The sequence below is a fragment of the Escherichia sp. HH41S genome, from assembly GCF_009820115.1.
In the GTDB taxonomy this organism is placed as follows: domain Bacteria; phylum Pseudomonadota; class Gammaproteobacteria; order Enterobacterales; family Enterobacteriaceae; genus Escherichia; species Escherichia coli_F.
The window spans coordinates 224,455-245,514 of record NZ_VNXE01000061.1; the positions used below are offsets into that span (position 1 = coordinate 224,455).

Sequence of the window (21,060 nt, forward strand, 5' to 3'; positions counted from 1 at the left end):
CCGTCCAGGAGCAGGGAAAAGGGCAGGAGAGAGCCGCGTCAGCCGGGTAACAGCTAAAACGCGGCGTTTCGCGGATCAGGAAATGAAGTTTAGCCCCTGCTTTAACACCAGATCACAGGCCTTGGTTTTCACCTTTTCTGCCAGCGGAGTCGTTCCGATGTTATCCAGATTGAGTTGCTGACCATCTTTGGTTTTCAGCAAACCCTGAATGCCATCCAGATAGTTGGTGTCTTCTTTTTGCTCTTCACTGTTCAGGCCCAGCTTTTCCAGCACCTGGTTCTTGATGTTTTCGGCATCGGTTACCGAAGCCAACTTCTGCTTCGCGCAGTATTGCAGTATGCCTGCGGCATTGTTCATGTTATCTGCGCTTAAGGCCTGGTTCCCGCTGCTAAGCAAGCTAGTTAATGAAGCGAGCGACCAACCGCCTTCTTGTGTCGTGCTGTTTTGGTTGCCAAGTTCGCTGGCGGCGCTGGAGAGCGCATCTTTCCAGGACGCAGCATGCACCCCGGTGGAAATTAATGCGCTGGCGGCAATGGCACAGCACAGAAGATGTTTAATAGTTTTCATCATCATTACTCAAGGTGGAATTGTGTCGCAGTATACCGCCAGAAATTGGGATTAATACTCTTTACCCGTTACTCGGCTACGGTAGCTATCCCAGTTGAAGATCACCCACAAACTGTTACCCAGGCGCATACGATCCATCACGCGTTCGCCCAGCAACTTGGTCATCTCTTCCATATTACTGTTGGTCAGCATCCCGGTTGGGCGTTTGGAAGAAGAGCGGCGATCGACGATCTGGTTGATGATCACTTTTTCGTATTTCGATTCGGTCTGCACACCGATCTCATCGATCACCAGCAGATCAACGTTGCTCAGATCGTTAAGCAGTTGTTCTTCGCTGGTACCGCTATTCCTGAAGGTATCTTTCATCGCCGACATAATATCGGCCACGGTGATGATCAATACGGATTTACCGCGTAGCAGTAGCTCGTTGCAGATTGCCGCCGCCAGATGGTTTTTGCCGGTTCCTGGCTTGCCAGAAAAGATGAAGCTGGCGATGTTGCCGTCAAACTCTTCGACATACTGGCGTGCTTTGCTTAACGCATTCATCTGCCCTTCACACTCAACGCGATAGTTCTCAAAGGAGCAGTTCTGATGCAGTGGACGAATACCGGAGCGGTTAAAGGTGCGCTGCATTTTCATCGCCCGATTTTCACGTTCGAGAGCGGCGGAGCGGATCGCCCCTTGTTCTTTCTGCCAGGCCAGTAGTTCTTCACCCGTTTTAAACGCAGGTTTGATATGGGCAGGCATCATTTTTTGCAGGCGTTGCATCAGGTCGCCAACGTTTTTCATCGTTACCCTCTGAATCCTGGTGGAATTTGGCTGTCAGGTTCGCTGACCGTATTCACATCTCGTTTCGGCAGTCCGCCGTTGCTGGCACGGCCGATTTGCAGGCTGCGCGCCAGTTTTTGTTGCCACTGTACATGGTGAAAGACTTTACCTTCCGCCTGCCAGTAGGCAATGAATGAGGCCAGTTCTTCGGTGGTCACCGGCTCTTTTAGCGCCACGCCCCATAGCGCCGCCAGGCGGATAAAGTCGGCATCGGGTTGCCAGTCCGGATACATGGCGAATTTCCCCATGGGTACAGCAACGGGAGCGGCTTGCGGTTCCTGATAGAGTTGATCGTCCAGAGCGACATCGCTTCCTGGACGCGCCAGCTTTTCTTCCAGCGCCAGCAGTTCAGCCAGGCGCGCAGGCGTGACGGCATAAAACGCCGGGGCATTGTTAGCAAATACGGCAACCACACCGCCTTCAGCTTTTGCCAGAACGGTTTGGTGATCGTGTACCAGGGCGTCAATACCAACGACGTCCGGGGTCAAAACTCTGGAAGACATACTGTTTCTCAAATATGGAACGATGAACGAGAAGGGAGATAACTTTTATAGTAACACACGGAGGAGAGGAGGCTGTCTCTCATCCGCGTGCTTTAAGTGAGGCAATTTTATACGCGAGGGCGTTTGCGGTACAACCATAATCCAGGAATGGAAAGGCCGATGGATAATGCACCAACAATCGATGAAGCTGTAAGAAAGTTGGTTAACAGGGTAATCATCAACGGTTCGCTGTAACCTAGCTGGCTGATTTTTACCGCCGAAATCATTGCAGTATAAGCAGAGATGCCCGGAAACATGGGGATAACAGCCGCCACGGTAAACACTTTCGGATGTGCCAGATACCAGCGCGACCATTGAATACCAATGGTGCCGACCAGCATAGAGGCCATAAAGGTTGACCATTCAATATTCAGCCCGCTGGTCATTAAGATCATTCGGGAACCATGACCTATCGCACCAAGCAGCGCACACCAGCGTAACGCCCGAACGGGAACGTTGAACACCATCGCAAAGCCGACCGCTGGAATGGCGGCGAGGATCATATCCTGCGCCAACGCTAACAGAAATTCGATCACACCCATCCGCGTAGCCCCCAAATTGTCAGTGCCATCACCACGCCGACGCAGGTAGCCAGTGTCAGCAGACTTGCGATCGCCCAGCGTGCCAGTCCGGTATTGATGTGGCCTTTAAACATATCGGCGACGGCATTAATCAACGGAAAGCCCGGCACCAGCAAGAGAACGCTGGCGGCCATCGCAATGGTGGGGGTATTACTGAAAGTGGGAAGTTGCAAAAGCAAACCGGAAATGGTGGTGGCGGCGAAAGCGGTGAGGCAAAAGTTGATCTGTGGATGAAGATGACGTTGTGCCAGCAGCTGGCGGATATACATCGCGGCCGTACTGGCAAAGAAGGTGATGACGGCACCGTCCCAGCCACCGTTATTGAGTTTACAGAAACAGGCGCAAGAAAGGCCGACCATCAAGGCTACCAGCCATCGCGGGTAACGTAATGGCCGAATTTGGCTAAATCTTTTCTCTACGCCTTTGTAATCCAGCAGATGATGCTCCGCCAGAATCACAATGTGCTGGACTTCAGTCACCACATGCATATTAATGCCGCGATCGTGATTTTTACGTGTCGATGTCAGGCATTGCCCATCTTTAATGGTTGTCAGCACGATGGCGTTCGAAGAGATAGAACTTTCGACGCTATCCATTCCCAACGCCCGACCCAGTCGTGAGGAAAGTTCATCAACCAACGCGCTTTCCGCACCATGTTGCAAAAGAAATAATCCGCACTGGATACAAAGCCGTGTTACGGCTCGCTGTTGCTCAGTTTGCATAACTCGCCCTTTGTCATAGACGTGCTGCGTATTGTTCAGATAATGAGAATCCATTTGTATCATGAAGCGCGGTTGTTTTGCGGCAGGTTAAGATCAAAATTGCGCTGATTAATCCTGGTTATCGGGAGAAGCTCGGTGTTAAAAAGCGAATTATCTCTCGCCGCAAACAAATTATCGCATGAATATTATCACTATAATGAATTTATTGTTTAGCCCTTACGAATCAGGATAAAAGATAACTGGGCGCGTTTTTTAATTTTAACAAGTTAAAACTATCAGATTTTATTGAATAAATATTGATTGTGTGATTTTGCATCCTGCGGGAAGGGATATCAGTTAATTATAAATTAAATGAATGAGGATTCTGTTTTTCATTAAGTATTTCTAACAACTTAATGTAGATATTTTAAATGTCTCCAGGCTATTTCACCAGGTTATCATTTGATGCTAACCTTCTGACACATGCAGTGGAGTTATTGTGCAGCAGGAGTATGCTGATATGAAAGTGAATGCAAAGGATAATTTATTCGCTTAATCTATTAATTTGCTGGGAACATTTAAGGAATGAATATCCTGAATAAACCATCATGATTTTTAGACAGTGGATGTGGAGGAAATATGTTGCCAGGATGCTGCAAAAATGGAATTGTTATCAGTAAAATACCTGTTATGCAAGCAGGGTTAAAAGAGGTCATGAGGACTCACTTCCCTGAATATGAAATAATATCCAGCGCCTCTGCGGAGGACCTTACCTTATTACAATTACGTCGTTCCGGATTAGTTATTGCAGATTTAGCCGGTGAAAGTGAAGATCCTCGTTCTGTTTGTGAGCATTATTATTCTTTAATCTCACAATATCGGGAAATTCACTGGGTTTTCATGGTGTCACGCTCCTGGTATTCCCAGGCAGTAGAACTTCTCATGTGCCCTACGGCGACATTATTGTCTGATGTTGAACCCATTGAGAATCTGGTTAAGACCGTGCGTTCTGGCAATACGCACGCAGAGCGTATCAGCGCCATGCTGACCTCTCCGGCAATGACTGAAACGCATGATTTTAGCTATCGCTCCGTCATTCTCACTCTTTCAGAGCGTAAAGTACTGCGGCTATTAGGTAAAGGATGGGGCATCAACCAGATAGCTTCATTGCTTAAGAAAAGTAATAAAACTATCAGCGCCCAAAAAAACAGTGCGATGCGTCGACTGGCAATTCACAGCAACGCTGAAATGTATGCATGGATAAATAGCGCGCAGGGTGCAAGAGAACTTAACTTGCCTTCTGTTTATGGAGATGCCGCAGAATGGAACACAGCCGAATTAAGAAGAGAAATGTCGCACTCATAGAAAAATGCGTCATGAGCAGTATCGGTATTGAGAGTTTATTCAGAAAGTTTGCAGGTAACCCTTATAAGCTCCATATCTATACCAGTCAGGAGTCATTTCAGGATGCCATGTCGCGGATCTCGTTTGCGGCGGTCATTTTTTCTTTTTCTGCCATGAGAAGTAAACGCAGAGAGGGATTATCTTGCCTGACTGAACTGGCGATTAAGTTTCCGCGTACCCGACGTTTAGTTATTGCGGATGATGATATTGAAGCTCGGCTGATTGGTTCATTGTCGCCATCACCGCTGGACGGTGTATTAAGTAAAGCGTCGACGCTGGAGATTTTTCATCAGGAACTCTTTTTGTCATTAAATGGTGTGCGTCAGGCGACCGACCGATTGAACAATCAGTGGTACATTAACCAAAGCCGGACGCTAAGCCCGACGGAGAGAGAAATATTGCGCTTTATGTCGCGTGGCTACTCAATGACACAAATTGCCGAGCAGCTTAAACGCAATATCAAAACGATCCGCGCGCATAAATTTAATGTAATGTCGAAACTGGGCGTCAGTTCTGATGCAGGGTTGTTGGAGGCCGCAGACATTCTGTTATGTATGCGTCATTGCGAAGCAAGTAACGTGTTGCACCCCTATTAATACGCTTAATGCCGGGTTTACTTCCCCGGCAAATTTTTCTATTTCAGCGTACAGTCACCACATTGCTGCACATCCGGCAAGCGATAACGCTGGCAGCAAGTGCGGCGCACCAGCAGGCCGTCGCGCAGCACCACGGTACGCCAGAGTGGATTATCTTCACCGGTAGTGAGCGTTTTCTCAAAAAAGAGGGCATGGCGCAGCGATTCAACCGTCGCCTCGCCGAGCAGCTGCTTCATCTCAGTGAGGTACCAGTTGATCAAATAACCGGTATTACTCCAGATAAGTTTACCGTTAATTTCTCCAGTCGCTTCTAATGCTTGCACAACCGGAACAAGCGCCTTGCTAATTAACGTTTCCATTCGCTGCTGCGGTGAATGTGGTGTTGCGTTTTTATCTTCATACACATCGACCCAGAAACAGGCGGCGCGTCCGGTTTCGTGAAACTCAACGTGGAAATGTTCCGGCGACACATCTAATGCTTTTTCCTGCGTTAACAGGGCCAGCATTAATGGCGGCACCATCAGGCCGATGTACCATTGCGCCCACAGGGAGATCAGCGGCTTATTCTCGCGGATCATCGTTGGTTGATTGCGGTAGATATGATCGGAATAAACAGCTAACAGAGAACTTAACGCATTCGGTGATGACCATTGCGCCAGCGTCAGGGCACTAAATGGGGCGGGTTCATCCAGGCGGATAAACTCCAGCAAATGTTCACGATTTTCTGCGATCGTCGACCGTACTGCTTCTGCAAGTCCAGGATCCTGCGGCTGGAGATGCGTTCGCCAGATAACATCTTCATAGAGCGGTGCGGAACGATAGGCCATAATCGTGATAGTAATCTAAATGATAATGATTGCTAATCCTAACGATAGGTTTACCCGATAGCAAGGGATTTCTCTGGCTTGCAAATGATAAAAATTATCATATGATATTAGTTATCATTATCAATGAAAGAGATGAAACCATGTTGCAACGTATGCTGGGCAGTGGTTGGGGAGTGTTGCTGCCGGGATTGCTGATTGCAGGGCTGATGTATGCGGATTTATCGCCGGATCAGTGGCGGATTGTTATTCTGATGGGATTGGTGTTGACGCCGGTAATGTTGTATCACAAACAGTTACGGCATTACGTTTTGCTACCATCGTGCCTGGCGCTTATTGCTGGTGTCATGCTGATGATAATGAACTGGAATCAGGGATGAAAAAACAAGGAAGAAACAAGAAAGGAAGTAAAGATAATTGGTGCGAGGGGGGGGACTTGAACCCCCACGTCCGTAAGGACACTAACACCTGAAGCTAGCGCGTCTACCAATTCCGCCACCTTCGCACAGTCATCTTACTTTTTTTGATATCGCCTCGTTTGGTGCGAGGGGGGGGACTTGAACCCCCACGTCCGTAAGAACACTAACACCTGAAGCTAGCGCGTCTACCAATTCCGCCACCTTCGCCCAGTGCGAGCAATATCAACGTGGTTTTTGGTGCGAGGGGGGGGACTTGAACCCCCACGTCCGTAAGGACACTAACACCTGAAGCTAGCGCGTCTACCAATTCCGCCACCTTCGCATACCATCAATTCTTAAAAAGAATTGCTACCACGGAGGCGCATTCTAGTGGTTTTCAGCTTTTCGTCAATAGTTAATTATCGCCAGATGTGTGATTGCTGGAAAAATGTCCATCAGGAAACTAACGTGCAGGTTTTGTAGGTCGGATAAGGCGTTCACGCCGCATCCGACACGGTATTTGGGTGCAGATGCCAGATGCGACGCGGGCGCGTCTTATCTGGCCTACGAAGGGCTAACTTGCAGGTTTTGTAGGTTGTATAAGGCGAGCACGCCGCATCCGACACGGCATGCGGCGACAGGTACCAGATACTTAACCTTTCTTCGCCTGGCGGGTCATAATGGCGCGATACACCTTGAAGCGCCCGGTTTGCGCGATCACTTCGTGGAAGCCAAATGTCTCATCCAGCACGTCCGGGTAAGGCAGGAAGGCGTTCGCCACAATTCTCAGCTCGCCGCCGCTGTTAAGATGACGCACCGCGCCGCGAATCAGCGTTTGTGCTGCATCCAGACTGGTTTGCATCCCATCGTGGAACGGCGGATTGGAGATGATCATATCAAAACGACCTTTCACCTCAGAAAAGACGTTGCTGGCAAAGACTTCACCTTCAATACCGTTGGCCGCAAGTGTTGCACGGCTGGCTTCAACTGCTGGCGCAGAAACATCGCACAACGTGAGACGAATCTTCGGTGAGTGGCGTGCAAAGGCAACTGAAAGAACGCCTGCACCGCAGCCGACATCCAGCACTTTACCTTTCGTGTGCGGGGTTAACGTCGAAAGCAGCAACTGGCTACCGACATCCAGACCGTCGCGGCTAAACACGCCCGGCAGCGTTTTGACCGTCAGGCCATCGACGTTATATTCGCCCCAGAATTTATCGGCATCAAATACCGGCTGTTTTTCCAGACGACCAAAATAGAGGCCACAGCGACGGGCGCTGTCGACTTTATTCAACGGCGCATAATCTGCCAGCATCTGCTCGGCGCTGCGCACGCCGCTGCGGTTCTCGCCAACAACAAAAATATCCGTTCCCACCGGCAGCAGAGAAAGTAAATTCATCAACTGGAACTGGGCTTCCGGTTTGTTCTTCGGCCAGTAGTAAATCAGCGTATCGCAATCTGCGACGTCATCCGCCGTGGCGACCAGACTAAAACGGGCGTTATCCCCCATCTGGCGGCTTAACACCTGCCAGTGGTGGAATTGCTGGGTATGAGCACGGCTGGCCGCGGTATCTAAACGCGCGGGCAGGTCATCCTGTAAGTCTCCGGCAAAAAGAATACGGCTTTGTTCGAAATCATCACTGTGACGCAGCAAGACTTCACTTGCCGGGGTAAATGCAGACATGGAATGCTCCTCAATTGATACTGGCGGCGATTATAGCCATATGTTGGCGCGGTATCGACGAATTTGCTATATTTGCGCCCCTGACAACAGGAGCGATTCGCTATGACATCCCGACGAGACTGGCAGTTACAGCAGCTGGGCATTACCCAGTGGTCGCTGCGTCGCCCTGGCGCGTTGCAGGGGGAGATTGCCATTGCGATCCCGGCACACGTCCGTCTGGTGATGGTGGCAAACGATCTTCCCGCCCTGACCGATCCTCTGGTGAGCGATGTTCTGCGTGCATTAACCGTCAGCCCCGATCAAGTGCTGCAACTGACGCCAGAAAAAATCGCGATGCTGCCGCAAGGCAGTCGCTGCAACAGCTGGCGGTTGGGTACTGACGAACCGCTATCACTGGAAGGCGCTCAGGTGGCATCACCGGCGCTCACCGAATTACGGGCAAACCCAACGGCACGCGCCGCGTTATGGCAACAAATTTGCACATATGAACACGATTTCTTCCCTCGAAACGACTGATTTACCAGCGGCTTTCCACATTGAACAACGCGCCCACGCCTTTCCGTGGAGTGAAAAAACCTTTGCCAGTAATCAGGGCGAGCGTTATCTCAACTTTCAGTTAACGCAAAACGGCAAAATGGCGGCGTTTGCGATTACGCAAGTGGTGCTGGATGAAGCTACATTGTTCAATATTGCGGTCGATCCTGACTATCAGCGTCAGGGACTGGGAAGGGCGCTGCTGGAACATCTGATCGACGAACTGGAAAAACGCGGTGTGGCGACGTTATGGCTGGAAGTCCGTGCCTCAAACGCTGCCGCCATTGCCCTGTACGAAAGTTTAGGCTTTAACGAGGCGACGATTCGCCGCAATTACTACCCCACCAAGGACGGTCGCGAAGACGCCATCATCATGGCGTTGCCAATCAGTATGTAAGACAAGGTGGAATAATGAAGTGGGACTGGATTTTCTTTGATGCCGATGAAACGCTGTTTACCTTTGACTCATTCACCGGCCTGCAGCGGATGTTTCTTGATTACAGCGTCACCTTTACCGCTGAAGATTTTCAGGACTATCAGGCCGTTAACAAGCCACTGTGGGTGGATTATCAAAACGGCGCGATCACTTCATTACAGCTTCAGCACGGGCGTTTTGAGAGCTGGGCCGAACGGCTGAACGTCGAGCCAGGTAAACTCAACGAGGCCTTCATTAATGCGATGGCGGAAATTTGCACGCCGCTGCCGGGCGCGGTTTCCCTGCTTAATGCCATTCGCGGCAACGCCAAAATCGGCATCATCACCAACGGCTTTAGCGCCTTGCAGCAAGTGCGTCTGGAACGCACGGGCCTGCGTGATTATTTCGATTTGTTGGTGATTTCCGAAGAAGTTGGCGTAGCCAAACCGAATAAGAAAATTTTCGATTATGCGCTGGAACAGGCGGGCAATCCTGACCGTTCACGCGTGCTGATGGTTGGCGACACTGCCGAGTCCGATATTCTCGGTGGCATCAACGCCGGGCTTGCGACCTGCTGGCTGAATGCTCACAATCGCGAGCAACCAGAAGGCATCGCGCCTACCTGGACCGTTTCTTCGTTGCACGAACTGGAGCAGCTCCTGTGTAAACACTGATTGCCTCCCCCCCGTTGATGGGTAAAATAGCCGCAATTTTTCGTTTTCAACAAGCGCGGCGCGATGCCGCTTACTCAAGAAGAAAGAATTATGACGTTGTCTCCTTATTTGCAAGAGGTGGCGAAGCGCCGCACTTTTGCCATTATTTCTCACCCGGACGCCGGTAAAACGACCATCACCGAGAAGGTGCTGCTGTTCGGACAGGCCATTCAGACCGCCGGTACAGTAAAAGGCCGTGGTTCCAACCAGCACGCTAAGTCGGACTGGATGGAGATGGAAAAGCAGCGTGGGATCTCCATTACCACCTCTGTGATGCAGTTTCCGTATCACGACTGCCTGGTTAACCTGCTCGACACCCCCGGGCACGAAGACTTCTCGGAAGATACCTATCGTACCCTGACGGCGGTGGACTGCTGCCTGATGGTTATCGACGCCGCAAAAGGTGTTGAAGATCGTACCCGTAAACTGATGGAAGTTACCCGTCTGCGCGATACGCCGATCCTCACCTTTATGAACAAACTTGACCGTGATATCCGCGACCCGATGGAGCTGCTCGATGAAGTTGAGAACGAGCTGAAAATCGGCTGTGCACCGATCACCTGGCCGATTGGCTGCGGCAAGCTGTTTAAAGGCGTTTACCACCTTTATAAAGATGAAACCTATCTCTATCAGAGCGGTAAAGGGCGCACCATTCAGGAAGTCCGCATTGTTAAAGGGCTGAATAACCCGGATCTCGATGCTGCGGTTGGTGAAGATCTGGCACAGCAGCTGCGTGACGAACTGGAACTGGTGAAAGGCGCGTCTAACGAGTTCGACAAAGAATTGTTCCTTGCGGGCGAAATCACTCCAGTGTTTTTTGGTACTGCGCTGGGTAACTTCGGCGTCGATCATATGCTGGATGGCCTGGTAGAGTGGGCACCTGCGCCGATGCCGCGTCAGACTGATACCCGTACCGTAGAGGCGAGCGAAGATAAATTTACCGGCTTCGTATTTAAAATTCAGGCCAACATGGACCCGAAACACCGCGACCGCGTGGCGTTTATGCGTGTGGTATCTGGTAAATATGAAAAAGGTATGAAGCTGCGCCAGGTGCGCACCGCGAAAGATGTGGTGATCTCCGACGCGCTGACCTTTATGGCGGGCGACCGTTCGCATGTTGAAGAAGCGTATCCGGGCGACATCCTTGGTCTGCACAACCACGGCACTATTCAGATCGGCGACACCTTTACCCAGGGTGAGATGATGAAGTTCACCGGTATCCCGAACTTTGCGCCGGAACTGTTCCGTCGTATCCGCCTGAAAGATCCGCTGAAGCAAAAACAGCTGCTCAAAGGGCTGGTACAGCTTTCCGAAGAGGGCGCGGTGCAGGTGTTCCGTCCGATCTCCAACAACGACCTGATCGTTGGTGCGGTTGGTGTGCTGCAGTTTGATGTGGTGGTAGCGCGCCTGAAGAGCGAATACAACGTTGAAGCAGTGTATGAGTCAGTCAACGTTGCCACTGCACGCTGGGTAGAATGTGCGGACGCGAAGAAATTCGAAGAGTTCAAGCGTAAGAACGAAAGCCAACTGGCGCTTGATGGCGGCGATAACCTCGCTTACATCGCTACCAGCATGGTCAACCTGCGCCTGGCGCAGGAACGTTATCCGGACATTCAGTTCCACCAGACTCGCGAGCATTAATTCTTGCCTCCAGGGTGCGGCAGCCGCTGCGCCCTGTCAATTTCCCTTCCTTATTAGCCGCTTACGGAATGTTCTTAAAACATTCACTTTTGCTTATGTTTTAGGGGATATCCCGAGCGGTTTCAAAATTGTGATCTATATTTAACAAAGTAATGACATTTCTGACGGCGTTAAATACCGTTCAATGCGTAGATATCAGTATCTAAAGCCGTCGATTGTCATTCTACCGATATTAATAACTGATTCAGAGGCTGTAATGGTCGTTATTCATCACCCATCGATTTTGTGATGGAGACCATTGACTTCTGTAGAGGGTGAAGTCTCTCCCTATTCAGCAATGCAACCTCGTGTTGCCAGGCTCAAATTACGAGCAAACATACAGGAATAAATCGATGACTATGACAAGACTGAAGATTTCGAAAACTCTGCTGGCTGTAATGTTGACCTCTGCCGTCGCGACCGGCTCTGCCTACGCAGAAAACAACGCGCAGACTACCAATGAAAGCGCAGGGCAAAAAGTCGATAGCTCTATGAATAAAGTCGGTAATTTCATGGATGACAGCGCCATCACCGCGAAAGTGAAGGCGGCCCTGGTGGATCATGACAACATCAAGAGCACCGATATCTCTGTCAAAACCGATCAAAAAGCCGTGACTCTGAGCGGTTTCGTTGAAAGCCAGGCCCAAGCCGAAGAGGCAGTGAAAGTGGCGAAAGGCGTTGAAGGCGTGACCTCTGTCAGCGACAAACTGCACGCTCGCGACGCTAAAGAAGGTTCTGTGAAGGGCTACGCGGGTGACACCGCCACCACCAGTGAAATCAAAGCCAAGCTGCTGGCGGACGATATCGTCCCTTCACGTAAAGTGAAAGTTGAAACCACCGATGGCGTGGTCCAGCTCTCCGGTACCGTAGATTCTCAGGCACAGAGCGACCGTGCTGAAAGTATCGCCAAAGCGGTAGATGGTGTGAAAAGCGTTAAAAATGATCTGAAAACTAAGTAATTCGTCGTAATTCGTCCTCCCGAACTTTGTCGGGAGGCGCGATGTGCACCACACTAAAAATATCGCATTGAGTGATTTTCACGCTCATATCAAGCGGTGACATTAACTATGGTAAAGGAGACGCTTATGTTTCGTTGGGGCATCATATTTCTGGTTATCGCGTTAATCGCCGCCGCACTTGGGTTTGGTGGTCTGGCCGGTACCGCTGCGGGCGCAGCTAAAATTGTCTTTGTCGTCGGGATTATTCTGTTCCTGGTGAGTTTGTTCATGGGCCGAAAACGACCCTAGATTTCAGACCATTAAGAAAATTTTATCCAAAGCCAGTCCAACGGACTGGCTTTTGCGGTTTTAGCGAATAATAAATTGCGTTACTTTGTCATTCTTTCACAACAAAAACAGGAAGGCAGAGGTGGGGCAGCGAATACCTGTAACGCTTGGTAATATTGCGCCGTTATCGCTAAGGCCGTTCCAGCCTGGACGGATTGCTCTGGTGTGCGAAGGCGGCGGACAGCGTGGAATTTTCACAGCTGGCGTGCTGGATGAGTTTATGCGCGCGCAGTTTAATCCTTTCGATCTTTATCTTGGCACATCTGCCGGAGCGCAGAACCTCTCGGCGTATATCTGCAATCAGCCCGGTTACGCGCGCAAAGTCATCATGCGTTACACCACAAAACGCGAATTTTTCGATCCATTGCGCTTTGTCCGTGGAGGAAATCTTATCGATCTCGACTGGCTGGTGGAGGCCACCGCAAGCCAGATGCCGTTGCAAATGGACACCGCAGCGCGGCTATTTGACAGCGGCAAATCGTTTTATATGTGCGCTTGTCGTCAGGATGACTATGCGCCGAATTACTTTTTGCCAAACAAACAGAACTGGCTGGATGTGATTCGCGCCTCCAGTGCGATACCGGGCTTTTATCGTACCGGAGTGTCGCTGGAAGGCATTAATTACCAGGATGGCGGGATCAGTGATGCGATCCCGGTTAAAGAGGCAGCAAGGCAGGGCGCAAAAACGTTAGTCGTCATCCGCACTGTGCCGTCACAAATGTACTACACGCCGCAGTGGTTCAAACGCATGGAACGCTGGCTGGGTGACAGTAGCCTGCAGCCGCTGGTCAATCTGGTGCAGCATCATGAAACCAGCTATCGTGAGATTCAGCAATTTATTGAGAAACCACCGGGCCAGTTGAGGATATTCGAAATTTATCCGCCGAAGCCATTACATAGTATCGCGCTCGGCAGTCGGATTCCGGCGCTGCGTGAAGACTATAAGCTTGGGCGTTTATGCGGGCGTTATTTTCTGGCAACGGTCGGTAAGTTATTGACTGAAAAAGCGCCGCTGAGCCGCCATCTGGTGCCGGTGGTGACGCCGGAGTCGATCGTTATTCCGCCTGCACCCGTCGCTAACGATACGCTGGTTACCGAGGTGATAGACGCTCCACAGGCGAACGACCCGACATTTAACAATGAGGATTTGGCTTGATTTGCCGTTTTATCGACACCCACTGCCATTTTGATTTCCCGCCGTTTAGTGGCGATGAAGAGGCCAGCCTGCAACGCGCGGCACAAGCGGGCGTAGGCAAGATCATTGTTCCGGCCACCGAGGCGGCAAATTTTGCCCGCGTGCAGGCGTTAGCGGAAAATTATCAACCGCTGTATGCCGCTTTAGGGTTGCATCCGGGGATGTTGGAAAAACATAACGATGCATCGCTGGATCAGTTACAGCAGGCGTTGGGAAGACGTCCGACGAAGGTGGTGGCGGTGGGGGAGATCGGCCTGGATCTCTTTGGTGACGATCCGCAATTTGAGAGGCAGCAGTGGTTGCTTGATGAACAACTGAAACTGGCGAAACGCTACGATCTGCCGGTGATCCTTCATTCACGGCGCACGCACGACAAACTGGCGATGCATCTTAAACGCCAAAATTTGCCACGCACTGGTGTGGTTCATGGTTTTTCTGGCAGCCTGCAACAGGCCGAACGGTTTGTGCAGCTGGGCTACAAAATTGGCGTAGGCGGTACTATCACCTATCCACGCGCCAGTAAAACCCGCGATGTCATCGCAAAGCTGCCGCTGGCATCGTTGTTGCTGGAGACCGACGCACCAGATATGCCGCTCAATGGTTTTCAGGGGCAGCCTAATCGCCCTGAACAGGCCGCCCGTGTGTTTGCCGTGCTGTGCGAGTTACGCCCGGAACCCGCGGATGAGATTGCCGAAGTGTTGCTTAATAACACGTATGCGGTGTTTAACGTTCGTGGGTAGTCTGCCCTTCGTAAGCCGGATAAGGCGTTCACACCGCATCCGGCAGTCGACGCACAATGCCTGATGCGACGCTGACGCGTCTTATCATGCCTACAAGTCTGTGCCGAACCGTAGGCCGCATCCGGCATGTCACAAATACAGCGCCGGAAATATCAACCGGCTTACCCCGCGCTCCCGTAACGCATCAGCTAATTGCTCAACGTCTTGCGGCGTGGCGCTCGCCCAGCTTTGCGCCTCGCCATACACGCCGTGAGCATGAAACGCGTTCAGGCGTACCGGAACATCGCCAAGTCCCTTGATAAACGCCGCCAGCTCATCGATATGCTGCAAATAATCCACATGGCCTGGGATTACCAGCAAACGCAGTTCTGCCAGTTTGCCGCGCTCGGCAAGCAGACTAATGCTGCGCTTGATCTGCTGATTATCGCGTCCGGTTAGCTGTTGATGACATTCGCTTCCCCACGCTTTGAGATCGAGCATCGCGCCGTCGCACACCGGGAGTAATTTTTCCCAGCCGGTTTCGCTCAACATGCCGTTACTGTCCACCAGACAGGTGAGATGACACAGTTGTGGATCATTTTTGATAGCAGTAAACAGCGCCACCACAAACGGTAACTGGGTCGTGGCTTCGCCGCCGCTTACCGTTATCCCTTCAATAAACAGCACCGCTTTGCGGACGTGACTAAGCACCTCGTCCACGTTCATGGATTGCGCCATCGGCGTAGCGTGTTGTGGACACATCTTCAGGCAGGTATCACACTGCTCGCAGACGGCTGCGTTCCACACTACTTTGCTGTTAACAATCTGCAACGCCTGATGCGGACACTGTGGCACGCACTCCCCGCAATCATTACAGCGCCCCATTGTCCACGGATTGTGACAGTTTTTGCAGCGCAGATTACAGCCCTGTAAAAACAGAGCCAGACGACTACCTGGCCCGTCAACGCAGGAGAAGGGGATAATCTTACTGACTAAAGCGCATCTGCTGTTCATGGCTTATAACGCGCGGCTGGCGTTCCAGAATACGAGTGTTGCGTGCGGCTTCTTCTCCCAGCCAGGTGGTATTGGTACGTGAACCTTCGGCACGATATTTTTCTAAATCCGACAAACGCACCATATAACCGGTAACGCGAACCAGATCGTTACCGCTGACATTGGCGGTAAATTCACGCATTCCGGCTTTAAAGGCACCGAGGCAAAGCTGTACCAGCGCCTGCGGATTACGTTTGATGGTTTCGTCGAGCGTCAAAATGTCGCTGATGCCGGAATAATAATAAGCATGATGCGGGGCGACAGTTTGCAGATGGGTGATCGGATCTGGCTCATCGCCATACGGCAAACGCGCGCCCGGCGTGGTGCCGATATCGGAACTTATCCCCGACTGTGCGTGTAACATGGCGCGTTTTTGCCAGCCATATTTCACGGGGGTATTGGCGACAAACTCCGCCAGTTGCGCGCTAATGCGATAACTCACTTCATTTGCGGCGGCTTCTTTACCGTAACGCGCGGCAACTCCTTCTTTTTCACACAGCAAGTTAACCGCTTCCGCCAGCCCATACATGCCAAACATTGGCACAAAACGTTCAGGGTTAATCAGCCCTTCTTTCACCAGGAAGCTATTCTCAAAGAAGTGTGATTGTTGATAGAGGAATTCACACCGCGCATCGATGATGGCGATCTGCTGTTGGCAGTAGTGCGGTAGAGTGCGCGTAAAGAAGTCATCCAGCGATTCACTGCGCTCGGCAATGGCTTTCAGGTTGAGGCGTACCAGCGTGCTGCCACCACCCGCTAACGGCAGTGAGTTGTAACAGCTCACAATCCCGTAGCTCCCTTTTGTGAAAATTTTATCATGCACGGGACCGTTGGCGATGTGCGGTTTGCTACATTCACAGATGTTTTTCGCCACTTCCAGCAGCAGGTCATCAGGGGTGATTTCAGGATCGTAGATAAAAGTCAGGTTCGGTGAAACCTGCTTCAGCTCTGCGTCTGCGCGTAAAATCGCACGGGTAATGGGTGAATCAGATGGGCCAATATTGGCGTGCATAAAGGCGTCTGGCAGGGTTCTGTCGAGGTAACGCCAGAAACGTTTTATTCGAATATCGATCTCGTCTTGTGTTAGAATTCTAACATACGGTTGCAACAACGCATCCAGTTGCCCCAGGTAGACCGGCATCGATGTGACCGAAGGAACGTGGTGGTAAAGAATGGTCAGCAGAGAGAGTGCGTCATCAAGATCTTTTGCGCCTTCCAGCTCCAGCCATTCGGAACCGTTGGCCAAAAAACGGGCGTAATCGGGTAAGACATAGCGCGGTTTATACGGCGCATGACCTTCAAACATATCGCAGATTACACCTTCATCCAGCGCGCGGCGGGCTTCGGCAGGAAGCTGTGGGTAAGGCAGATTGTTTTCTGCTTCCAGCGCCAGAAAATGGCGTTTCTGCTCCGGGCTAAGTACCGGGCTGGTGACAATTTGCTGGCAACGTTGTTGCAGTGCATTTTCATGAGAAGTGGGCATCTTCTGTTCCTTTTTATGCCGAAGGTGATGCGCCATTGTAAGAAGTTTCGTGATGTTCACTTTGATCCTGATGCGTTTGCCACCACTGACGCATTCATTTGAAAGTGAATTATTTGAACCAGATCGCATTACAGTAATGCAATTTTGTAAGTAGATTTCCTTAATTGTGATGTATATCGAAGTGTGTTGCGGAGTCGATGTTAGAATACTAACAAACTCGCAAGGTGAATTTTATTGGCGACAAGCCAGGAGAATGAAATGACTGATCTGAAAGCAAGCAGCCTGCGTGCACTGAAATTGATGGACCTGACCACCCTGAATGACGACGATACCGACGAGAAAGTGATCGCCCTGTGTCATCAGGCCAAAACTCCGGTAGGTAATACCGCCGCTATCTGTATCTATCCTCGCTTTATCCCGATTGCTCGCAAAACGCTGAAAGAGCAGGGTACCCCGGAAATCCGTATCGCTACGGTAACCAACTTCCCACACGGTAACGACGATATCGAAATCGCGCTGGCCGAAACCCGCGCGGCAATCGCCTACGGTGCCGATGAAGTTGATGTGGTGTTCCCGTACCGTGCGCTGATGGCGGGTAACGAGCAGGTAGGTTTTGACCTGGTGAAAGCCTGTAAAGAGGCTTGCGCGGCAGCGAATGTACTGCTGAAAGTGATCATCGAAACCGGCGAACTGAAAGACGAAGCGCTAATCCGCAAAGCGTCTGAAATCTCCATTAATGCGGGTGCTGATTTCATCAAAACCTCTACCGGTAAAGTAGCAGTGAACGCGACGCCGGAAAGCGCGCGCATCATGATGGAAGTGATCCGTGATATGGGCGTAGAGAAAACCGTTGGTTTCAAACCTGCGGGCGGCGTGCGTACTGCGGAAGATGCGCAGAAATATCTCGCGATTGCAGATGAACTGTTCGGTGCTGACTGGGCAGATGCGCGTCACTACCGCTTTGGTGCTTCCAGCCTGCTGGCAAGCTTGCTGAAAGCGCTGGGCCACGGCGACGGTAAGAGCGCCAGCAGCTACTAAGCTGCCTTTTGCCAGAGGGTGGATGCCGGATGCGGCGCGAACGCCTTATCCGGCCTACGGGTCGAGTGCCGTGTAGGCCTTGTAAGATGCGTCAGCATCGCATCAGGCAATAACAACATCCGCCATCTGGCAACAACGCCTTCAAACTTATTCCACGGGAGGTTACCTTGTTTCTCGCACAAGAAATTATTCGTAAAAAACGTGATGGTCATGCGCTGAGCGATGAAGAAATTCGCTTCTTTATCAACGGCATTCGCGACAACACTATCTCCGAAGGGCAGATTGCCGCCCTCGCGATGACCATTTTCTTCCACGATATGACAATGCCGGAGCGTGTCTCGCTGACGATGGCGATGCGAGATTCAGGAACCGTTCTCGACTGGAAAAGCCTGCATCTGAATGGCCCGATTGTTGATAAACACTCGACCGGCGGCGTCGGCGATGTGACTTCGCTGATGTTGGGGCCAATGGTCGCAGCCTGCGGCGGCTATATTCCGATGATCTCCGGTCGCGGCCTCGGCCATACTGGCGGTACGCTCGACAAACTGGAATCCATCCCTGGCTTCGACATTTTCCCGGATGACAACCGTTTCCGCGAAATTATTAAAGACGTCGGCGTGGCGATTATCGGCCAGACCAGCTCACTGGCTCCGGCAGATAAACGTTTCTACGCGACCCGCGATATTACCGCAACCGTGGATTCCATCCCGCTGATCACTGCCTCGATCCTGGCGAAGAAACTTGCGGAAGGTCTGGACGCGCTGGTGATGGACGTGAAAGTGGGTAGCGGCGCGTTTATGCCGACCTACGAACTCTCTGAAGCCCTTGCCGAAGCGATTGTTGGCGTGGCTAACGGTGCTGGCGTGCGCACCACCGCGCTGCTCACCGATATGAATCAGGTGCTGGCCTCCAGTGCAGGTAACGCGGTTGAAGTTCGTGAAGCGGTGCAGTTCCTGACTGGTGAGTATCGTAATCCGCGTCTGTTTGATGTCACGATGGCACTGTGCGTGGAGATGCTTACCTCCGGCAAACTGGCGAAAGATGACGCCGAAGCGCGCGCGAAATTGCAGGCGGTACTGGACAACGGTAAAGCGGCAGAAGTCTTTGGCCGTATGGTAGCGGCACAAAAAGGCCCGACCGACTTCGTTGAGAACTACGCGAAGTATCTGCCGACAGCGATGCTGACGAAAGCAGTCTATGCTGATACCGAAGGTTTTGTCAGTGAAATGGATACCCGCGCGCTGGGAATGGCAGTGGTTGCAATGGGCGGCGGTCGCCGTCAGGCATCTGACACCATCGATTACAGCGTCGGCTTTACTGATATGGCGCGTCTGGGCGAGCAGGTCGACGGCCAGCGTCCGCTGGCGGTTATCCACGCGAAAGACGAAAACAGCTGGCAGGAAGCGGCGAAAGCGGTGAAAGCGGCAATTAAACTTGCCGATAAAGCACCGGAAAGCACACCAACTGTCTATCGCCGTATCAGCGAATAACGGTATACTGATCTGATCATTTAAATTTGAAGCACTGAGTACGGAGAACATATGAAACGTGCATTTATTATGGTGCTGGACTCATTCGGCATCGGCGCTACAGAAGATGCAGAACGTTTTGGTGACGTCGGGGCTGACACCCTGGGTCATATCGCAGAAGCTTGCGCCAAAGGCGAAGCTGATAACGGTCGCAAAGGGCCGCTGAATCTACCAAATCTGACCCGTCTGGGGCTGGCGAAAGCACACGAAGGTTCTACCGGTTTCATTCCGGCGGGAATGGACGGCAACGCTGAAGTTATCGGCGCGTACGCATGGGCGCACGAAATGTCATCCGGTAAAGACACCCCGTCTGGTCACTGGGAAATCGCCGGTGTCCCGGTTCTGTTTGAATGGGGATACTTCTCCGATCACGAAAATAGCTTCCCGCAAGAGCTGCTGGATAAACTGGTCGAGCGCGCTAATCTGCCGGGTTACCTCGGTAACTGCCACTCTTCCGGTACGGTCATTCTGGATCAGCTGGGCGAAGAGCACATGAAAACCGGCAAGCCGATTTTCTATACCTCCGCTGACTCAGTGTTCCAGATTGCTTGCCACGAAGAAACCTTTGGCCTGGATAAACTCTACGAACTGTGCGAAATCGCCCGTGAAGAGCTGACCAACGGCGGCTACAATATCGGTCGTGTTATCGCTCGTCCGTTTATCGGCGACAAAGCCGGTAACTTCCAGCGTACCGGTAACCGTCATGACCTGGCTGTTGAACCGCCAGCACCGACCGTGCTGCAGAAACTGGTTGATGAAAAACACGGCCAGGTGGTTTCTGTCGGTAAAATTGCAGACATCTACGCTAACTGCGGCATCACCAAAAAAGTGAAAGCGACCGGCCTGGACGCGCTGTTTGACGCCACCATCAAAGAGATGAAAGAAGCGGGTGATAACACCATCGTCTTCACCAACTTCGTTGACTTCGACTCTTCCTGGGGCCACCGTCGCGACGTCGCCGGTTATGCTGCGGGTCTGGAACTGTTCGACCGCCGTCTGCCAGAGCTGATGTCTTTGCTGCGCGATGACGACATCCTGATCCTCACTGCTGACCATGGTTGTGATCCGACCTGGACCGGTACTGACCATACCCGTGAACACATTCCGGTACTGGTTTACGGCCCGAAAGTAAAACCGGGTTCGCTGGGGCACCGTGAAACTTTCGCGGATATCGGCCAGACTCTGGCAAAATATTTTGGTACTTCTGATATGGAATATGGCAAAGCCATGTTCTGATGGATTTGGGCGGAGCAGTGACTCCGCCTTTAATATGTCACAAAAAGGATAAAA

Annotated in this window: 23 protein-coding genes and 3 tRNA genes; 14 read left to right on the forward strand and 12 right to left on the reverse strand. The window is 51.5% G+C overall.

All coding sequences use genetic code 11. The features are described from left to right. Positions 1-75 precede the first annotated feature (75 nt). The 5 genes from yjjA to FQZ95_RS10775 form a co-directional block, all read right to left on the reverse strand. Positions 76-570 carry a DUF2501 domain-containing protein YjjA gene (yjjA, locus tag FQZ95_RS10755; protein WP_077630113.1) on the reverse strand — a complete coding sequence of 165 codons (495 nt, stop codon included), beginning with the start codon at positions 568-570 and terminating at the stop codon, positions 76-78. A 48-nt stretch (positions 571-618) separates the two neighbouring features. Further along, positions 619-1,356, reverse strand: a complete 738-nt coding sequence (dnaC, locus tag FQZ95_RS10760) for a DNA replication protein DnaC (protein ID WP_000799911.1) — start codon at positions 1,354-1,356, stop codon at positions 619-621. A gap of 2 nt (positions 1,357-1,358) precedes the next feature. Continuing rightward, a complete protein-coding gene (gene dnaT, locus FQZ95_RS10765) occupies positions 1,359-1,898 on the reverse strand; it encodes a primosomal protein DnaT (RefSeq protein ID WP_000098814.1) in 540 nt (179 codons plus the stop codon). Between the two features lie 107 nt (positions 1,899-2,005). Next, positions 2,006-2,479, reverse strand: a complete 474-nt coding sequence (locus FQZ95_RS10770; RefSeq protein ID WP_000538188.1) for a threonine/serine exporter — start codon at positions 2,477-2,479, stop codon at positions 2,006-2,008. Continuing rightward, positions 2,470-3,240 carry a threonine/serine ThrE exporter family protein gene (locus FQZ95_RS10775; RefSeq protein WP_160530180.1) on the reverse strand — a complete coding sequence of 257 codons (771 nt, stop codon included), beginning with the start codon at positions 3,238-3,240 and terminating at the stop codon, positions 2,470-2,472. Before FQZ95_RS10775 ends, FQZ95_RS10770 begins: the two co-directional genes overlap by 10 nt. A 618-nt stretch (positions 3,241-3,858) precedes the next feature. Here FQZ95_RS10775 and FQZ95_RS10780 point away from each other — a divergent pair. Both FQZ95_RS10780 and bglJ read left to right on the forward strand, forming a co-directional pair. Then, positions 3,859-4,584, forward strand: a complete 726-nt coding sequence (locus tag FQZ95_RS10780; RefSeq protein ID WP_000936635.1) for a helix-turn-helix domain-containing protein — start codon at positions 3,859-3,861, stop codon at positions 4,582-4,584. Further along, complete coding sequence (bglJ, locus tag FQZ95_RS10785) at positions 4,542-5,219, forward strand: DNA-binding transcriptional activator BglJ (protein ID WP_001353481.1); 678 nt, start codon at positions 4,542-4,544, stop codon at positions 5,217-5,219. The genes FQZ95_RS10780 and bglJ overlap by 43 nt, the downstream gene beginning before the upstream one ends. Positions 5,220-5,257: 38 nt before the next feature. Here the strand turns inward: bglJ and fhuF are convergent, their stop codons facing one another. Then, entirely contained in the window at positions 5,258-6,046 is a 789-nt protein-coding gene (fhuF, locus tag FQZ95_RS10790) for a siderophore-iron reductase FhuF (protein WP_088541478.1), read from the reverse strand. A 140-nt stretch (positions 6,047-6,186) separates the two neighbouring features. Here fhuF and FQZ95_RS10795 point away from each other — a divergent pair, with 140 nt between their 5' ends. Continuing rightward, positions 6,187-6,423: a DUF1435 domain-containing protein gene (locus FQZ95_RS10795; protein ID WP_140423060.1), complete on the forward strand. Its 237-nt coding sequence runs from the start codon at positions 6,187-6,189 to the stop codon at positions 6,421-6,423. Between the two features lie 38 nt (positions 6,424-6,461). On the opposite strand, the gene FQZ95_RS10800 is transcribed toward FQZ95_RS10795, so the two are convergent. The 4 genes from FQZ95_RS10800 to rsmC form a co-directional block, all read right to left on the reverse strand. After that, positions 6,462-6,548, reverse strand: a tRNA-Leu gene (locus tag FQZ95_RS10800). A gap of 34 nt (positions 6,549-6,582) precedes the next feature. Beyond that, positions 6,583-6,669: transfer RNA gene (locus FQZ95_RS10805), tRNA-Leu, on the reverse strand. Positions 6,670-6,697: 28 nt separating this feature from the next. Further along, a tRNA-Leu gene (locus tag FQZ95_RS10810) sits at positions 6,698-6,784 on the reverse strand. A 309-nt stretch (positions 6,785-7,093) separates the two neighbouring features. Continuing rightward, a complete protein-coding gene (gene rsmC / locus FQZ95_RS10815; RefSeq protein ID WP_088541476.1) occupies positions 7,094-8,125 on the reverse strand; it encodes a 16S rRNA (guanine(1207)-N(2))-methyltransferase RsmC in 1,032 nt (343 codons plus the stop codon). Positions 8,126-8,227: 102 nt separating this feature from the next. On the opposite strand from rsmC, the gene holD reads away from it, so the two are divergent. The 8 genes from holD to FQZ95_RS10855 all read left to right on the forward strand — a co-directional run bounded on the left by holD (position 8,228) and on the right by FQZ95_RS10855 (position 14,688). Continuing rightward, positions 8,228-8,641, forward strand: coding sequence for a DNA polymerase III subunit psi (holD, locus tag FQZ95_RS10820; RefSeq protein ID WP_000204018.1), 414 nt, complete (start codon positions 8,228-8,230; stop codon positions 8,639-8,641). Next, positions 8,610-9,056, forward strand: a complete 447-nt coding sequence (rimI, locus tag FQZ95_RS10825) for a ribosomal protein S18-alanine N-acetyltransferase (protein WP_001092449.1) — start codon at positions 8,610-8,612, stop codon at positions 9,054-9,056. Before holD ends, rimI begins: the two co-directional genes overlap by 32 nt. Positions 9,057-9,070: 14 nt before the next feature. Continuing rightward, positions 9,071-9,748: a pyrimidine 5'-nucleotidase gene (gene yjjG, locus FQZ95_RS10830; protein ID WP_000870712.1), complete on the forward strand. Its 678-nt coding sequence runs from the start codon at positions 9,071-9,073 to the stop codon at positions 9,746-9,748. Between the two features lie 90 nt (positions 9,749-9,838). Beyond that, on the forward strand, positions 9,839-11,428 hold the full coding sequence (prfC, locus tag FQZ95_RS10835; protein WP_160530181.1) for a peptide chain release factor 3: 1,590 nt from the start codon (positions 9,839-9,841) through the stop codon (positions 11,426-11,428). A gap of 392 nt (positions 11,429-11,820) precedes the next feature. After that, positions 11,821-12,426, forward strand: a complete 606-nt coding sequence (osmY, locus tag FQZ95_RS10840; RefSeq protein ID WP_160530182.1) for a molecular chaperone OsmY — start codon at positions 11,821-11,823, stop codon at positions 12,424-12,426. 126 nt (positions 12,427-12,552) lie between these two features. After that, complete coding sequence (locus FQZ95_RS10845) at positions 12,553-12,714, forward strand: DUF1328 domain-containing protein (RefSeq protein WP_000490275.1); 162 nt, start codon at positions 12,553-12,555, stop codon at positions 12,712-12,714. A 121-nt stretch (positions 12,715-12,835) separates the two neighbouring features. After that, positions 12,836-13,909, forward strand: coding sequence for a patatin-like phospholipase family protein (locus tag FQZ95_RS10850; protein WP_160530183.1), 1,074 nt, complete (start codon positions 12,836-12,838; stop codon positions 13,907-13,909). Beyond that, on the forward strand, positions 13,906-14,688 hold the full coding sequence (locus FQZ95_RS10855) for a metal-dependent hydrolase (RefSeq protein ID WP_032183151.1): 783 nt from the start codon (positions 13,906-13,908) through the stop codon (positions 14,686-14,688). The genes FQZ95_RS10850 and FQZ95_RS10855 overlap by 4 nt, the downstream gene beginning before the upstream one ends. 129 nt (positions 14,689-14,817) lie before the next feature. Here FQZ95_RS10855 and FQZ95_RS10860 read toward each other — a convergent pair whose 3' ends face one another. Both FQZ95_RS10860 and FQZ95_RS10865 read right to left on the reverse strand, forming a co-directional pair. Further along, complete coding sequence (locus FQZ95_RS10860) at positions 14,818-15,681, reverse strand: YjjW family glycine radical enzyme activase (protein ID WP_001088431.1); 864 nt, start codon at positions 15,679-15,681, stop codon at positions 14,818-14,820. After that, the gene (locus FQZ95_RS10865) at positions 15,653-17,203 is read right to left on the reverse strand and encodes a YjjI family glycine radical enzyme (RefSeq protein WP_160530184.1); all 1,551 of its coding nucleotides are present in this window, start codon (positions 17,201-17,203) and stop codon (positions 15,653-15,655) included. Before FQZ95_RS10865 ends, FQZ95_RS10860 begins: the two co-directional genes overlap by 29 nt. Positions 17,204-17,461: 258 nt before the next feature. Between FQZ95_RS10865 and deoC the strand changes: the two genes are divergently transcribed. The 3 genes from deoC (at position 17,462) to deoB (ending at position 21,006) form a co-directional block, all read left to right on the forward strand. After that, positions 17,462-18,241 (forward strand): deoxyribose-phosphate aldolase, encoded by a 780-nt coding sequence (deoC, locus tag FQZ95_RS10870; RefSeq protein ID WP_097504704.1) that lies wholly within the window; start codon positions 17,462-17,464, stop codon positions 18,239-18,241. A gap of 167 nt (positions 18,242-18,408) precedes the next feature. Continuing rightward, on the forward strand, positions 18,409-19,731 hold the full coding sequence (deoA, locus tag FQZ95_RS10875; protein ID WP_160530185.1) for a thymidine phosphorylase: 1,323 nt from the start codon (positions 18,409-18,411) through the stop codon (positions 19,729-19,731). A gap of 51 nt (positions 19,732-19,782) precedes the next feature. Beyond that, positions 19,783-21,006, forward strand: a complete 1,224-nt coding sequence (gene deoB, locus FQZ95_RS10880; protein ID WP_000816471.1) for a phosphopentomutase — start codon at positions 19,783-19,785, stop codon at positions 21,004-21,006. Positions 21,007-21,060 lie beyond the last annotated feature (54 nt).

What these genes read in the sequence shown, in the direction of transcription:
- yjjA (WP_077630113.1), bottom strand. Translation starts at nt 570, where the DNA reads ATGATGAAAACTATTAAACATCTTCTGTGCTGTGCCATTGCCGCCAGC.
- dnaC (WP_000799911.1), bottom strand. Translation starts at nt 1,356, where the DNA reads ATGAAAAACGTTGGCGACCTGATGCAACGCCTGCAAAAAATGATGCCT.
- dnaT (WP_000098814.1), bottom strand. Translation starts at nt 1,898, where the DNA reads ATGTCTTCCAGAGTTTTGACCCCGGACGTCGTTGGTATTGACGCCCTG.
- FQZ95_RS10770 (WP_000538188.1), bottom strand. Translation starts at nt 2,479, where the DNA reads ATGGGTGTGATCGAATTTCTGTTAGCGTTGGCGCAGGATATGATCCTC.
- FQZ95_RS10775 (WP_160530180.1), bottom strand. Translation starts at nt 3,240, where the DNA reads ATGCAAACTGAGCAACAGCGAGCCGTAACACGGCTTTGTATCCAGTGC.
- FQZ95_RS10780 (WP_000936635.1), top strand. Translation starts at nt 3,859, where the DNA reads ATGTTGCCAGGATGCTGCAAAAATGGAATTGTTATCAGTAAAATACCT.
- bglJ (WP_001353481.1), top strand. Translation starts at nt 4,542, where the DNA reads ATGGAACACAGCCGAATTAAGAAGAGAAATGTCGCACTCATAGAAAAA.
- fhuF (WP_088541478.1), bottom strand. Translation starts at nt 6,046, where the DNA reads ATGGCCTATCGTTCCGCACCGCTCTATGAAGATGTTATCTGGCGAACG.
- FQZ95_RS10795 (WP_140423060.1), top strand. Translation starts at nt 6,187, where the DNA reads ATGTTGCAACGTATGCTGGGCAGTGGTTGGGGAGTGTTGCTGCCGGGA.
- rsmC (WP_088541476.1), bottom strand. Translation starts at nt 8,125, where the DNA reads ATGTCTGCATTTACCCCGGCAAGTGAAGTCTTGCTGCGTCACAGTGAT.
- holD (WP_000204018.1), top strand. Translation starts at nt 8,228, where the DNA reads ATGACATCCCGACGAGACTGGCAGTTACAGCAGCTGGGCATTACCCAG.
- rimI (WP_001092449.1), top strand. Translation starts at nt 8,610, where the DNA reads ATGAACACGATTTCTTCCCTCGAAACGACTGATTTACCAGCGGCTTTC.
- yjjG (WP_000870712.1), top strand. Translation starts at nt 9,071, where the DNA reads ATGAAGTGGGACTGGATTTTCTTTGATGCCGATGAAACGCTGTTTACC.
- prfC (WP_160530181.1), top strand. Translation starts at nt 9,839, where the DNA reads ATGACGTTGTCTCCTTATTTGCAAGAGGTGGCGAAGCGCCGCACTTTT.
- osmY (WP_160530182.1), top strand. Translation starts at nt 11,821, where the DNA reads ATGACTATGACAAGACTGAAGATTTCGAAAACTCTGCTGGCTGTAATG.
- FQZ95_RS10845 (WP_000490275.1), top strand. Translation starts at nt 12,553, where the DNA reads ATGTTTCGTTGGGGCATCATATTTCTGGTTATCGCGTTAATCGCCGCC.
- FQZ95_RS10860 (WP_001088431.1), bottom strand. Translation starts at nt 15,681, where the DNA reads ATGAACAGCAGATGCGCTTTAGTCAGTAAGATTATCCCCTTCTCCTGC.
- FQZ95_RS10865 (WP_160530184.1), bottom strand. Translation starts at nt 17,203, where the DNA reads ATGCCCACTTCTCATGAAAATGCACTGCAACAACGTTGCCAGCAAATT.
- deoC (WP_097504704.1), top strand. Translation starts at nt 17,462, where the DNA reads ATGACTGATCTGAAAGCAAGCAGCCTGCGTGCACTGAAATTGATGGAC.
- deoB (WP_000816471.1), top strand. Translation starts at nt 19,783, where the DNA reads ATGAAACGTGCATTTATTATGGTGCTGGACTCATTCGGCATCGGCGCT.